At 62.8% G+C, this 14,925-nt stretch carries 9 protein-coding genes; 7 read left to right on the top strand and 2 right to left on the bottom strand.

Annotated features, from left to right (window positions below; genetic code table 11):
- Nucleotides 1–43 precede the first annotated feature (43 nt).
- A complete protein-coding gene (gene ubiG / locus PU133_RS18895) occupies nucleotides 44–835 on the bottom strand; it encodes a bifunctional 2-polyprenyl-6-hydroxyphenol methylase/3-demethylubiquinol 3-O-methyltransferase UbiG (protein ID WP_404862932.1) in 792 nt (263 codons plus the stop codon).
- A 225-nt stretch (nucleotides 836–1,060) separates the two neighbouring features.
- Between ubiG and PU133_RS18890 the strand changes: the two genes are divergently transcribed.
- The 7 genes from PU133_RS18890 (at nucleotide 1,061) to PU133_RS18860 (ending at nucleotide 12,490) form a co-directional block, all read left to right on the top strand.
- Nucleotides 1,061–2,314 carry an aspartate kinase gene (locus PU133_RS18890; RefSeq protein ID WP_404862931.1) on the top strand — a complete coding sequence of 418 codons (1,254 nt, stop codon included), beginning with the start codon at nucleotides 1,061–1,063 and terminating at the stop codon, nucleotides 2,312–2,314.
- A gap of 114 nt (nucleotides 2,315–2,428) precedes the next feature.
- Nucleotides 2,429–4,699, top strand: coding sequence for a phosphoenolpyruvate--protein phosphotransferase (ptsP, locus tag PU133_RS18885; RefSeq protein WP_404862930.1), 2,271 nt, complete (start codon nucleotides 2,429–2,431; stop codon nucleotides 4,697–4,699).
- A gap of 17 nt (nucleotides 4,700–4,716) precedes the next feature.
- Entirely contained in the window at nucleotides 4,717–5,796 is a 1,080-nt protein-coding gene (prfA, locus tag PU133_RS18880) for a peptide chain release factor 1 (RefSeq protein ID WP_404862929.1), read from the top strand.
- Between the two features lie 3 nt (nucleotides 5,797–5,799).
- Nucleotides 5,800–6,678, top strand: coding sequence for a peptide chain release factor N(5)-glutamine methyltransferase (gene prmC, locus PU133_RS18875; protein WP_404862928.1), 879 nt, complete (start codon nucleotides 5,800–5,802; stop codon nucleotides 6,676–6,678).
- A 303-nt stretch (nucleotides 6,679–6,981) separates the two neighbouring features.
- Complete coding sequence (locus tag PU133_RS18870) at nucleotides 6,982–7,938, top strand: DUF4167 domain-containing protein (RefSeq protein ID WP_404862927.1); 957 nt, start codon at nucleotides 6,982–6,984, stop codon at nucleotides 7,936–7,938.
- 217 nt (nucleotides 7,939–8,155) lie between these two features.
- Nucleotides 8,156–10,768 carry an ATP-dependent chaperone ClpB gene (gene clpB / locus PU133_RS18865; protein ID WP_404862926.1) on the top strand — a complete coding sequence of 871 codons (2,613 nt, stop codon included), beginning with the start codon at nucleotides 8,156–8,158 and terminating at the stop codon, nucleotides 10,766–10,768.
- 237 nt (nucleotides 10,769–11,005) lie between these two features.
- Entirely contained in the window at nucleotides 11,006–12,490 is a 1,485-nt protein-coding gene (locus PU133_RS18860) for a L,D-transpeptidase family protein (protein WP_404862925.1), read from the top strand.
- 81 nt (nucleotides 12,491–12,571) lie between these two features.
- Here PU133_RS18860 and PU133_RS18855 read toward each other — a convergent pair whose 3' ends face one another.
- Complete coding sequence (locus tag PU133_RS18855) at nucleotides 12,572–14,521, bottom strand: M23 family metallopeptidase (protein WP_404862924.1); 1,950 nt, start codon at nucleotides 14,519–14,521, stop codon at nucleotides 12,572–12,574.
- Nucleotides 14,522–14,925 lie beyond the last annotated feature (404 nt).

Below are 14,925 nucleotides of genomic sequence, written 5' to 3'. Positions count from 1 at the left end.
ATCCGGGTGAACTGGTCGCCGGTTCCGAATACGTGAGCTCAATCTAGATCGTTGAGGCCGCTGCCGCCTTCGGTCGCTCGGCCAGAACCATGTAATTCACGTCCATGTCGCGCGACAGGTTCCAGCTGTCGCTGAGCGGGCTGTAGAAGACGCCGGTCCGATCGATGAGGTTCATTCCCGAAGCTTCGATCGGACGCTGCAGTTCTTCGGGGCGCACGAGCTTCTCATACTGGTGCGTGCCCTTCGGCAGCCAGCGCAGCACGTATTCGGCACCGACGATCGCGAGTGCACCGGCCTTCAGCGTGCGGTTGATGGTGGCGACGAACATCAGGCCACCCGGGCGCACCATCGAGGCGCAGGTCGTCATGAAGAAATTCACATCCGAGACGTGCTCGACGACTTCCATGTTGAGGATGATGTCGAAGGTCTCGCCTTCGGCGGCAAGCTGTTCGGCCGTCACCGCGCGATAGTCGACCGAAACGCCGCTTTGGGCCGCGTGGATCTTGGCAACTTCGATGTTCGTTGCCGAAGCATCGGCGCCGACGACCTCCGCGCCCATGCGCGCCATTGGTTCCGACAGAAGTCCGCCGCCGCAGCCGATGTCCAGCACGCGCAGGCCCTGAAGCGGCTTCGACGAGCGCGCATCACGCCCGAAATGCAGGCTCGCCTGGTCGCGAATGTAGGTGAGGCGCACCGGGTTGAACTTGTGCAGCGGCTTGAACTTGCCGGTCGGGTTCCACCATTCACGTGCAAGCGCCGAGAAGCGGTCGACCTCGGCCTGGTCGATGCTGGATTGACGGCTGTCACCGTTCTTGTCCTCGGCTGCGATCGTCATGGCGCGTTCTCCTTGTTCTTGAGTGCCAAGTCGGGCGCGCATGGGAAGATGTCAAGCACCGCCGGCTTCGAATGCTTGGGTTAAGCCTCCCATCTGCGCCGCTCGCCCGTTGCGGGTCGCCTGCACTTGCGTTATGAGAGCCGCGTTTTCAGGCGGCCTTGGCGGGAGAGGCCGCTCTCGAACGAACCCTTCCCCTGATCCTCAATCGGAGCTCGGATACCGCCGATGGCACGTATCGTCATGAAGTTCGGCGGAACATCCGTTGCCGATCTCGACCGCATCCGCAATGTCGCGCGCCACGTGAAGCGCGAAGTCGACGCCGGCCACGATGTGGCGGTCGTCGTCTCTGCCATGGCCGGCAAGACCAACGAGCTCGTTGCCTGGACGCGCGGCGCATCACCCATGCACGACGCGCGCGAATATGATGCGGTCGTTGCGTCCGGCGAACAGGTGACCGCAGGACTGCTGGCGATCACGCTGCAGTCGATGGACATCAATGCGCGCTCCTGGATGGGCTGGCAGATCCCGATCCGCACCGATAACGCCCATGGCGCCGCGCGGATCATGGAGATCGACGGCACGGAGCTCATCCGCCGCTTCGGCGAGGGCCAAGTTGCCGTCATCGCTGGTTTCCAGGGCATCGGGCCTGACAACCGCATCGCCACGCTCGGGCGCGGCGGTTCCGATACGAGCGCCGTCGCCATTGCTGCGGCCATCAAGGCCGACCGCTGCGACATCTATACCGACGTGGACGGCGTCTACACCACCGATCCGCGCGTCGAGCCCAAGGCGCGCCGCATGAAGAAGATCGCGTTCGAGGAGATGCTAGAAATGGCGTCCCTCGGTGCCAAGGTTCTGCAGGTCCGCTCCGTCGAGCTGGCCATGGTCCACAAGGTGCGCACTTTCGTGCGCTCCAGTTTCGATGACCCCGATGCACCGGGCATGGGCGATTTCGACAATCCACCCGGTACGCTGATTTGCGACGAGGAAGAAATCGTGGAACAGGAAGTCGTCACCGGTATCGCTTATGCCAAGGATGAAGCGCAGATCTCGCTGAGACGGCTTGCCGACCGTCCTGGCGTCTCGGCCGCCATTTTCGGGCCGCTTGCCGAGAGCCACATCAATGTGGACATGATCGTGCAGAACATCTCCGAGGATGGTTCGCGCACCGACATGACCTTTACGGTGCCGACCGGCGATATCGAGAAGGCGCTCGCCGTGCTCGATCGCGAGCGGTCGAAGATCGGTTACGACGCGATCCAGAGCGAAGCGGGCCTCGTCAAGGTGTCGGTCATCGGCATCGGCATGCGCAGCCATGCCGGCGTGGCGGCAACCGCGTTCCGAGCGCTGGCTGAAAAGGGCATCAACATCAAGGCGATCACCACGTCCGAGATCAAGATCTCCATCCTCATCGACAGCCCCTACGCCGAGTTGGCCGTGCGGACTTTGCATTCGGTCTACGGTCTCGATAAAGGTTAAAGACAGCATATGGGGATTCGTGCTGGAGGTGAGGCCGCGGCCAAGCGGTATCGATAAGGCGCGCCGGGGTGGCACGCCGTAGGCGGCGCCATGGAGAGTGGGAGCCAACACGCAATGAGAGACCTGTCTGCGGGTCCGCGCGTTCTGTTGCGGCGGCTGCGCGAACTGATGGCGGAGCCGCTCGGCCCGCAGGAACGCCTGAACCAGATCGTGCGCCAGATCGCGCAGAACATGGTCGCCGAGGTGTGCTCGTTCTACGTGCTGCGTGCCGACGGCGTGCTGGAGCTCTACGCCACCGAAGGTCTTAATCCCGACGCCGTCCACCTTGCCCAGCTGAAGATGGGGCAGGGTCTCGTCGGCACCATCGCGGCCAGTGCGCGGCCGCTCAATCTCTCCGACGCCCAATCCCACCCGGCCTTCGCCTATCTGCCGGAGACGGGCGAAGAGGTCTATCATTCCTTCATGGGCGTGCCGATCTTGAGGGCTGGGCGCTCGCTCGGCGTTCTCGTCGTGCAGAACAAGGCCCGGCGCAACTATCGCGACGACGAGGTCGAGGCGCTCGAAACGACGGCGATGGTCCTCGCCGAAATGGTCGCCACGGGCGAGCTGAAGAAGATCACCCGTCCGGGCATGGAACTGGACCTCTCCAGGCCGATCTCAATCGATGGCGATGCCTATGGCGACGGGATCGGCCTTGGCTATGTCGTGCTGCACGAGCCGCGCGTGGTCGTCACGAACCTGCTCAATGACGACATGGATCTGGAGCTGAAGCGCCTCGACGAGGCGCTGGGCTCGCTCAGGATCTCCATCGACGACATGCTGTCTCGCCGCGACGTGTCCATGGAAGGCGAGCACCGCGAAGTGCTGGAAGCCTATCGCATGTTCGCCCATGACCGGGGCTGGGTGCGGAAGATGGAAGAGGCGATCCGCAACGGCCTGACGGCGGAAGCGGCGGTCGAAAAGGTGCAGAGCGACACCCGAGCGCGCATGATGCACCTGTCGGACCCCTATCTGCGCGAGCGCCTGCATGATTTCGACGATCTCGCCAACCGTCTCCTGCGTCAGCTGATCGGTCGCTCCGGCCCATCGACGGCAGAGGGGTTTCCGGATGCCGCGATCATCGTGGCGCGTGGAATGGGCGCGGCGGAACTGCTGGACTACACCCGCTCCAAGATCCGCGGCCTGGTGTTGGAAGACGGTGCGATCACGAGCCATGTGGTGATCGTTGCGCGTGCCATGGGCATTCCGGTCGTCGGCCAGGCAACCGGCGTCGTTTCGCTTGCCGAAAACGGCGATGCCATCATCGTCGACGGCGAAGACGGCAAGGTGCATCTGCGCCCGATGCCGGACCTTGAGAAGGCCTACGCCGAAAAGGTCCGCTTCCGGGCAAAAAGGCAGGAACGCTTCCGCGAACTCCGGGCTGTCGAGCCGGTGACGAAGGACGGCACCCGTGTCGACCTGATGATGAATGCCGGCCTGCTCGTCGACCTGCCGCAGATCGAGGATTCCGGCGCCAGCGGCATCGGCCTCTTCCGGACCGAGCTGCAGTTCATGATCTCGTCCACCATGCCGAAGGCGGACGATCAGGAGCGCTTCTACACCAACGTCCTCCGCCAATCGGGCGACAAGCCGGTCACCTTCCGCACGCTCGATATCGGCGGCGACAAGGTCGTGCCTTATTTCCGCGGAGCGGAGGAGGAGAACCCTGCTCTTGGCTGGCGGGCCATCCGCCTGTCGCTCGATCGTCCCGGTCTCTTGCGCACCCAATTCCGCGCCCTTCTGCGCGCTGCTGCCGGTCGCGAATTGCGGCTGATGATCCCGATGGTCACCGAAGTCCGCGAGATCCGCGAGGCGCGTGAGCTTTTGAACCGCGAAGTGCGCCATCTCTCCCGCTTCGGCCATGACCTGCCACGCAAGCTGCGCTTCGGTGCCATGCTGGAAGTGCCGAGCCTGCTCTGGCAACTGGATGAACTGATGGCGACGGTCGATTTCGTATCGGTCGGCTCCAACGACCTGTTCCAGTTCACCTTTGCGGTGGATCGCGGCAATGCGCGCGTTGCCGATCGCTTCGACAATCTCGGCCGCCCGTTCCTGCGTGTGTTGCGCCAGATCGTGGAAGCGAGCAACCGTCACGACACGCCGGTCACGCTGTGTGGTGAAATGGCGGCGAAGCCTCTTGGCGCGATGGCATTGATCGGGCTCGGTTTCCGCTCCATATCCATGTCACCGGCCGGTATCGGTCCGGTGAAGTCGATGCTGCTGGCGCTCGACGCCGGCCAGCTGCGGACCGAAATGGCAAAGGCGCTGGAGGAGAGCGGGCCCGACACGCGGCCGATGCGCGAGCTCCTCACCGAGTTTGCCGAAAACAACGCGATTCCGCTTTGACCGAATTAGGGTGACTGATGGCAGTTTTGCCGATCGAGAAGATGCGCGAACTCGAGCGCCGTTACAGCGAGATCGAGGCGCGCATGGCGGCGGGGCCGGACTCCGACGTTTATGTGAAGCTCGCGTCCGAATATGCCGAGCTTGGTCCGGTGGTCGCCAAGATCCGCGAATACGAGAGGGCGACGGCCGAACTCGAGGATCTCGACACCCTGCTTGCCGACAAGGCCACCGATCGCGAAATGCGGGAAATGGCCGAGCTGGATTACCCCGACGTGCGCGATCGTATCGAGGCGCTCGCAGCCGATATGCAGATCATGCTGCTGCCGAAAGATGCGGCGGACGAAAAGAGCGCGATCCTCGAAATCCGCGCCGGCACCGGCGGCTCCGAGGCCGCGCTTTTCGCGGGCGATCTCTTCCGGATGTATGAGCGCTATGCCGCCGACCACAACTGGAAGGTCGAAGTGCTGTCGGCAAGCGAAGGCGAAGCCGGCGGGTTTAAGGAAATCATCGCCACGATCTCCGGCCGAGGCGTGTTCTCGCGTCTCAAGTTCGAATCCGGCGTGCACCGTGTGCAGCGTGTTCCTGAAACGGAATCCGGTGGGCGCATCCACACCTCCGCGGCGACTGTCGCCGTGCTGCCGGAAGCCGAGGACATCGACATCGAGGTCCGCAACGAAGACATCCGCATCGATACGATGCGCTCGTCGGGTGCTGGCGGCCAGCACGTCAACACGACGGACTCAGCCGTGCGCATCACGCATTTGCCGACCGGCATCGTCGTCACGTCGTCGGAGAAATCGCAGCACCAGAACCGTGCCAAGGCCATGCAGGTGCTGAAAGCGCGCCTTTACGACATGGAGCGCCAGCGCGCCGACCAGGAACGCTCGGCTTCGCGCAAAAGCCAGGTCGGCTCGGGCGACCGATCCGAGCGCATCCGCACCTACAATTTCCCGCAGGGGCGGGTGACGGATCACCGCATCAACCTGACGCTCTACAAGCTCGATCGCATGATGATCGGCGAGATCGACGAAGTCGTTGATGCGCTCATTGCGGACTATCAGGCCGGTCAGCTCGCATCGCTGAGCGAGGCCAACTGATCGATGGCCGAGGCCGCCGCCATGACGCTTTCCGCCCTGCAGAAGCAGATGCGCAAAAGGTTTGAGGCGGCGGGGCTGCCAACGCCGCGTGACGATGCGCGACTGCTTCTCCTCGAGACTTTGGGCATCAGCCTGACGGATCTGGTGACCCGTCCCGACGAGCCGGTCGATCCTGCACGGCTCGATGTCGTCAATGCGCGCATGGAACGCCGGCTGCACGGCGAGCCCGTACACCGCATTCTCGGGCATCGTGAGTTCTATGGTCTGCAGCTTGGCCTTTCGGCCGGAACGCTGGAGCCCCGACCCGATACCGAAGTGCTTGTCGAAGCGCTGGCGCCCCATCTGCGCCGGATCGCAGAGGAAAAGGGCACGTGCCGTATCCTCGACCTCGGGACTGGAACCGGCGCGTTGGCGCTGGCTCTGCTCTCCATCGAAGCGCGGGCGATCGCCGTGGCGACCGACGTCTCGGGGAATGCGCTTGAGACCGCCGGCGCCAATGCGGCGGCGCTGGGACTGGGCAACCGTTTTGCTGGATTGCACGACAGCTGGTTCGCCTCGGTCGAAGGGCTGTTCGACATCATCGTGTCAAATCCACCCTATATCAGGACGTCTGTGATCGCCGAACTCTCCGTCGAAGTCCGTGACCATGATCCGCATCTGGCACTTGATGGCGGTTTGGATGGGCTCGACGCCTACCGTGCCATCGCGGCGGGAGTGGTAGACCATCTGGCGCCGGGCGGGATCGTTGGCCTGGAAATCGGCTTCGACCAGCGGGGCGAGGTGACGGCCCTGTTCGAGGACGCGGGTCTGGCTCGGCTCAGCGCAGTCCAGGATCTCGGTGGCAACGATCGCGCGCTGATCTTCGCCCGATCAGCCGTATGAACCACCCGCAGAATTGCCGCCGCGCTGAGAAAGGGCTTGGAATCGCATACAAAGCACTATAGGTTCGGACCAGCATTAGGCAGCAGGTCTCGGTCAAGGGCCAGCCCGTAATGGGCGCGTTCCCGGTATCGCAGGTGCGATCGTCGCAGGACCTCTGGTGCTTGAATCTGTTTAACCCCAATCGTCGACAAGTTCGCGGATGTGACGCGTCTTGATCGCGGCGCTCAGTGCATCGGCGCGCCCAGTGCCGAACATGCACGATGGCGGAAAGACCAGCCAACCAAGGGAAATCGGAATCCACTCATGAGGTCAGGACAGCAGAAGCAGCGCGGACGCGGCCGCAACAACGGTGGCGGCGGCGGTGGCGGCAATAATGGCGGCAACAACAACCGCAAAGGCGGCAATCCGCTCTCGCGCTCCTATGACAGCACTGGCCCCGATGTGAAGATTCGCGGTACAGCGCAGCACATCGCCGAGAAGTATGCGACGCTTGCCCGTGACGCGCAGAGCGTTGGCGACAACGTGATGGCTGAAAACTATTTCCAGCATGCCGAGCATTACAACCGCATCATCGCGGCGGCCCAGGCCCAGATGCAGGAGCGCTTCCAGCGCAATGAGCGCGACTTCGGCGGCGACGGCAACAATGACCGTGACGACGATGATGATCAGCCGCAGATGGGCGGCTATCGCGAGAACGACCAGGATGATCGTCAGCCCCAGGCCCAGCCGCAGCAAAATCGCGATAATCGCGAAGGCCGCGAGCAGCGCGACAACCGCGAAGGCCGTGACAACCGCGAGGGTCGTGACAATCGAGAGGGCCGCGAAGCGCGTGAAGGTCAGGAAGGCCGCGAAGGTCGTCAGCCGAACGCGCAGCGCCCAGAACGCCAAGAGCGCCAGGATCGGGCAGAACGCGGGCCGCGTCGCGAGCGTGGCGAAGGCCAGCAGGATGGCGAGGGACGTCGCGAACGTCGCGAGACTGCGGTAGCCCAGCCGGAAGAGGCGACCGGCCAGCCGACGGACGAGACGCCGAAGGCTCCGGTGGAAGCCGTTGCCGCAGGCACCGGTCCTCAGCCGGAGATCGAGGCAGCGCCAGCCGAAGCATCAACCGACGACGAGAACGCGGATGGTGCGGCTCCGAAGCGCGCCCCACGCCGTCGCGTCGCCGCAGCACGCCCGAAGCGGGTACGCGCCAAGGCTGACGAAAGCGGTGATGCGCCGGAAGCAGGCGCCGCCGAAGCGGTGGCAGTGCCCGGCGAATAATCGCCGCCAGAAACGACGCTAATCATGAGCCGCCGGACCTCGTCCGGCGGCTTTTTTCATGCGCGTTTGATCGATGTCATTTTGCGGAGCCGCGTCCTCTTTCAGCGTGGTCACCGGCTTCCCATATGCATCGGGAAACGGCTTGCCGAACTGGGAGCCGATCGCAAACCGTGTCCTCGTGCTTCGAGAAGGCGAGGTCGACAATGGAGATGCGCACATGAACGTCGAAAAATACACCGAGCGGGTCCGCGGATTTCTGCAGTCCGCCCAAACCTACGCCCTGGCCGAAGGTCACCAGCAATTCACGCCCGAACATGTCCTCAAGGTGCTTCTGGACGACAGCGAAGGCATGGCATCGGCTCTGATCGAGCGCGCCGGCGGCCGTCCGAAAGACGCGCGCTTGGCCGTCGAGGCCGCGCTCGCCAAACTGCCGAAAGTCACCGGCGGCAACGGCCAGGTCTATCTCGCGCAGCCGCTCGCGAAGATCTTCCAGACAGCCGAAGATGCCGCCAAGAAGGCCGGCGACAGCTTCGTCACCGTCGAGCGGCTTCTGCTCGCAATGGCAATCGAGACCAGTGCCAAGACCGCGGACATTCTGAAGCAGGCAGGCGTTACCGCCAAGGCGCTGAACGATGTCATCAACGACGCGCGCAAGGGCCGCAAGGCAGACAGCGCATCGGCCGAAGACAGCTTCGAGGCGCTGAAGAAATACACGCTCGACCTGACGGCCAATGCCCGCGAGGGAAAGCTCGACCCGGTGATCGGCCGCGACGATGAAATCCGCCGCACCATCCAGGTCCTGTCGCGCCGCACCAAGAACAACCCGGTTTTGATCGGTGAACCCGGCGTCGGCAAGACCGCGATCGCCGAAGGTCTGGCGCTGCGCATCGTTAATGGCGACGTGCCGGAATCGCTGAAGGACAAGCAGTTGCTGGCGCTCGACATGGGCGCACTCATTGCCGGCGCGAAATATCGCGGCGAGTTCGAGGAGCGCCTCAAGGCCATCCTGACCGAGGTGCAGTCAGCCAATGGCAACATCATCCTCTTCATCGACGAGATGCACACGCTGGTGGGCGCCGGTAAGACAGAAGGTGCGATGGATGCGTCGAACCTGCTGAAGCCCGCTCTCGCGCGCGGCGAACTGCATTGCGTTGGCGCGACCACGCTCGATGAATATCGCAAGCACGTGGAAAAGGATGCGGCGCTCGCCCGTCGTTTCCAGCCGGTTTTCGTCAGCGAACCGACGGTGGAAGACACGATCTCCATCCTGCGCGGCCTGAAGGAAAAGTACGAGCAGCACCACAAGGTGCGCATTTCCGACAGTGCACTCGTTTCGGCCGCAACATTGTCGAACCGATACATCACCGACCGCTTCCTGCCGGACAAGGCGATCGATCTGGTCGATGAATCGGCGGCCCGGCTGCGCATGCAGGTGGATTCCAAGCCAGAAGAACTCGACGAACTCGATCGCCGGATCATCCAGCTCAAGATCGAGCGTGAAGCCCTGCGCAAGGAAACCGACCAGGCCTCGCGCGACCGGCTCGAGCGCCTGGAGCAGGATCTCGGTGAACTGGAAGAAAAGTCCGACACGCTGACGGCGCGCTGGCAGGCTGAAAAGCAGAAGCTTGGTCTGGCCGCCGACCTCAAGCGCGAACTGGACGAAGCACGCAACGAGTTGGCGATCGCGCAGCGCAACGGTGAATTCCAGCGCGCCGGCGAGCTTGCCTATGGGCGCATTCCGGAACTCGAAAAGCGGCTCGTCGAAGCGGAAGAAAAAGGTGACACCGTTGCCGCCGGCATGATGGAAGAGACGGTTACGCCTGATCACATCGCCCATATCGTGTCGCGCTGGACGGGCGTTCCCGTCGACAAGATGCTGGAAGGCGAACGCGACAAGCTGATGCGCATGGAAGACGAACTCGCCAAGCGCGTCGTCGGCCAAGGCGAAGCCGTGCAGGCGGTTTCGAAAGCCGTTCGCCGTGCCCGCGCGGGGCTGCAGGACCCGAACCGGCCGCTCGGCTCCTTCATCTTCCTCGGCCCTACCGGCGTCGGCAAGACGGAGCTGACCAAGGCACTTGCCGATTTCCTGTTCGACGACGACCAGGCGATGGTGCGCATCGACATGTCGGAGTTCATGGAGAAGCACTCGGTTGCAAGGCTGATCGGAGCACCTCCCGGGTACGTTGGTTACGAGGAAGGCGGCGCGCTGACGGAAGCCGTACGCCGGCGTCCCTATCAGGTCGTGCTATTCGACGAGATCGAGAAAGCGCATCCCGATGTGTTCAACGTGCTCTTGCAGGTGCTGGACGACGGCCGCCTGACCGATGGCCAGGGTCGAACCGTCGACTTCCGCAACACGATGATCATCATGACGTCGAACCTCGGTTCCGAATATCTCGTCAATCTTGGCGACGATGAGGATGTCGATCAGGTACGCGACAGCGTCATGAACGTCGTTCGGGCGTCGTTCCGACCGGAGTTTCTCAATCGCGTCGACGAGATCATCCTGTTCCACCGCCTGCATCGCCAGGAGATGGGCAAGATCGTGGAAATCCAGTTGCAGCGCCTGATGCGCCTCTTGGCCGACCGCAAGATCAGCATCGAACTTGACGAGGAGGCTCGGACGTTCCTGGCCAACAAGGGCTACGATCCAGCCTATGGGGCCCGCCCGTTGAAGCGGGTGATCCAGAAGGAAGTGCAGGATCCGCTCGCCGAGAAGATCCTGATGGGTGAGATTGCCGATGGCAGCCGCATCAAGGTCACCGCTGGCTCTGATCGGCTCCAGTTCCGGGCATCCGGCACGACACAGGGTGCAAACATCGCAGCCTGATATCGCTTGAACGACAGAAAAAGGCGCTCCGTCGGGCGCCTTTTTTGCGTGTGGCCGCTCGCGCTTCAGCAACCGTTCATCTTCAAACCGCCATCTTCGCGCAAACTATTAACGCTAGGGATCATAGACATTCGCGTGGGCGCGAACCGATTCGTTGCCTGCTGCGTTGATATGGAGATCGCCGTTCAACAACGGCTGAATGGTCGAATGGCCATCGCAAGAAAAGAGGGAACCGGAGTGTCGAAGCTCGTCTCTTCCTGTGTCGCAACGGCGCTGATGCTGTCAGCTGCCCCGGCCATCGCGCAGTACTACGATCCGTATGGCCGCCCGCCGCTGCCGGAGCTTCGCGAATACATCGACAATGCCGGCAACCGGGTGTTCCTCAACCAGTATGGCGAAGTCGTCTCGATCGTGCCTCCCGTGGATCAAGCGCCCGTGACCGGCAGCATTCCGCAGGATTATAATGGCGGCGGCTATTATAATGGCGGCCAGCCTGTGCTTGAAGGTCGAGTTGATCCCTACCGCGACCCGTACGGCTATGACGATCGGGCGTATCAGCCCTTTCCGCAGCAGAATCCGGGCCAGTATTACCCGCCGCAGCCGAATTATGGATCGGTCGATCGCCAGCCGATCCAGCCGTCCAATCCCGGCTATGACAATTCCGGACCCCAGCCCTATACGCCGCCGGCTGGCACGAGCGGCCCCGCGACAGCCACGCCTGCACCCTCGCGTGCCGGCTCGCCCGAAGTTGCCGCTCTTCAGGTCTATCTCGATCGCCGTGGTTTTTCTCCCGGCGTGATCGACGGCCAGATCGGTTCGAATGTGCGCAAGGCATTGGCCGCCTACGAACAGGCAACCGGAGAGCGGATCGATCCGAACGACGTCGACGGCATCATGAACCGTCTGGTGGACACCGGCGGCCTGCCGATCAAACAATACACGATCACCAACGAAGACGTCGCTGGCCCATTCATCGCCTCGGTGCCAACCGACTATTCGGAAAAGGCGCTTCTGGAAAACATGTCGTTCACTTCGCCGGCTGAAATGCTGGCCGAGCGGTTCCACATGGACGAGGGCTATTTGCGCGCGATCAACCCGAACGCAGATTTCTCGCGCCCCGGCACCGTCATCAAGGTCATGGACACGGGCAGCAACGTGAAGGCGAAGGTCACGCGCATCGTCGCCGACAAAAGCCTGAAGCAGGTGTTCGCGTATGACGCGACTGATAATTTGGTCGCCGCATATCCTGCCACCATCGGATCTCAGGGCACGCCGTCACCATCGGGGACCCATACGGTGGAACGCATCGCGCTCGATCCAAACTACACCTACAATCCGCGCATCAACTTTAAGCAGGGCAACAATGATCGGGTCCTCACCATTCCGCCCGGCCCGAACGGCCCCGTCGGCACGGTCTGGATCGCGCTGTCAAAGCCGACCTATGGAATTCACGGGACGCCCGAGCCGTCCGCGATCGGCAAGACGGAAAGCAATGGCTGCATCCGCCTGACCAATTGGGATGCGCGTGAACTCGCCGGCATGGTGGAGCGCGGTGTCGTGGTCGAGTTCGTCGACGATCAGCCATTGCTTCTGTCGGAAACGGAAACGCAAACCCAGCCGATCGCGGGACAGGCACCTGCCGCGGCTGCGCAGCCTCCGATCACTGCGCCGCAGCCACTGCAGCCATCGATCCAGCAGGGCGCGTTGCCGCCGATCCAGTAAGACGCGTCGATTTCGAGAGCTAAAGCTGCCGGCGGTCCGATGGGCCGCCGGTTTTGCGTTTGAAGAGTAAATCGCTTGAAATTAGCGGCTGGCCAGTTCCGATTCCGACCCGTCCGCTTCCATCAGCTGATCGATACGCTCGCGTTCCTGGTTGAACGCGGCAAGCGACTCGCCTTCCAGCGACTTCGCATCGGGAAGGCGCACGCGCATCGGGTCGACCTTGGAGCCGTTGACGCTCAGCTCGTAATGGAGGTGAGGGCCGGTCGAAAGGCCGGTCGAGCCGACATAGCCGATGACCTGTCCCTGGGTCACCCGCGCGCCGGGCTCTACTCCCTTTGCGATCGCGCTCTGGTGAGAATAAGTGCTGACATAACCATTGGCATGGCGGATTTCCGTATGGCGACCGAAGCCGCCGGAATGCCAGCCCGCACTTTCGACCACGCCATTGCCGGAGGCAAGAATCGGCGTGCCGCTCGGCGCGGCCCAGTCGACGCCGGCATGCATGCGGCTATAGCCGAGGATCGGATGGCGGCGCATGCCGTAGGACGACGTGAACCGACCGTTCGGGACCGGATTGCGCAACAGGAACTGCCGAACGCTGCGCCCTTCCTCGTCATAGTAGTCGATCGTCTGGTCTTCCGGATTGCGGAAACGGTAAAAGCGCGTCGAGCGATCGCCGAACGTCGCGTTGACGAAAAGCAGCTCGGAATCGTCGCCCGCTTCGCCTCTTTCGTCTTCGACAGAGAAGAAGGCCTCGAGCCGGTCGGTCGGGCGAAGCCGTGCCTGGAAATCGATGTCGCTCGCGAGCAGCCGGACGATCTGCGACGTCAGCTCGGCATTCATGCCGTAGGAAAGCGCTGCGCGGTAAAGCCCGTCATAGACACTCGGAAGCTCACGGCCCGACTGGACAGGAACGGCATCCGTATCCAGTGCTGCCGCCACGATCTCGGAATTCGCCGGCTCGACTGCGCGCACGAAATAGCCGCGATCGTTTTCGGCAAGCGTCAACTGATGCTCGGTGCCGTCGTAGATGCTGGCGCGCACGATGCGGGTCTGCTCGCCGCGCTGCTCGATACCGAGCCGAAGCACATGGCCTTCTCTCAGCCGCGAGGATGCGGCGAGGTTGGCGAAAATGCCGGACACCATGGCAGCCTGGCTGTCGTCATAGCCGGCCGTCGCCATGGCCTCGATGATTTCGCGCTCTTCGCCGACCGCGATGACGTCTTCCAGATATTCGACCGCCGACGCATCGAACGGCGCTTGAACGGATACGGAAACGTTTTCGGTGATGACGCGGGAATTGAGGCTGGCACTGAAGTCGAGATCGAGACCGTCGGTGGCGAAGCGGCGCGGATCGACATAATGCAACGCCGCCACCTGGATCGACCCGTCCGTCAGGATCGATCCGTTGCTGCGCACGGTTTCTTCCGCCTCATCAACGGTGATGGCCGCGCCATAGGCAAGTTCGGTATCGCCGAGCGGGAAGTCACGCGTGCGTAGGCTGACTTCGGATTCCACCTGCGCGCCATAGATGACGCTCGTGTCGCCCGTCGCGGGCGCTTCTTCTGCCGTGCCTGTGGAAAAGATCGCGAGTGGATCGAACGGTGGATACTCTTCCTGGGTCTGGTGGTTTGCTGCCAGGGCCACCTGAATGTGAGCGAAGGGCTTGCGCCGGATCACTTCCCGATCGCCGTCGCGGATCATCGTGGAGACTTCCATGATGGAGCGATCTTTGGGGCGAGACGGCACCAGCGACGCAACGATGCGGCCACCTTTCGCCACATCGCGGCGCGCCGTCTCGGCGCCATCGGCGCTGAGCGCCATGGCCTGAGCCGGCAAGGCCAGCTGCTCGCGTCCATTCACGGCTGCGAAAAGCGCAATGCCCATCAGCGCGCAGGAGGTCACGCCTGTTAGAAAGGTGCCGGAAAGCCAGCGCAGCGAGATCTCGCGACGGTCGGGCGCCCGGCGCCCGTCTGCCATTAGCGGCGGCTCGTTGCCGAGCTGGCTCGTCGAATGTCTTCTAGACCTCATCCCCGGATATCGTGCCCGCTCCATGGCCCTCACGACGGGCCACTCCATAAGTCTCTTCTGATATCGAACCTTCTGTGCCTTCTCGAACGCGTGAAGTCAAACCCTTGGGGTCAGCCATGCCGGCTTCCAGACACCGCCGAATCGGGTTGCTTCGTCCGATGAAGACAGAGAGACCCTAATCCACGAAGATTGTGCCAAGGATGCGGCGGCGGTCTGCATTCGTCATGCCACACGCCTTGTTCGCGCGCGTATCTATATACGGGGGTCATCGAAATGCTCTCTTCCTATAGGGGGGCGTCGCCTGGTAGCGAGCAAGTCCGATCCCCTCGATCCTTTACGTAAAGCTTCCCAGAAGAGCCGAGCGAGATAAGACCGCGAAGGCGTTCCCGTACATTGAGTCGTTC

The sequence above is a fragment of the Georhizobium sp. MAB10 genome, assembly GCF_045012825.1.
Lineage (GTDB): Bacteria > Pseudomonadota > Alphaproteobacteria > Rhizobiales > Rhizobiaceae > Georhizobium > Georhizobium profundi.
The sequence above is the reverse complement of the archived record's forward strand: the minus strand, read 5'-3'. Positions and strand labels throughout refer to the sequence as shown.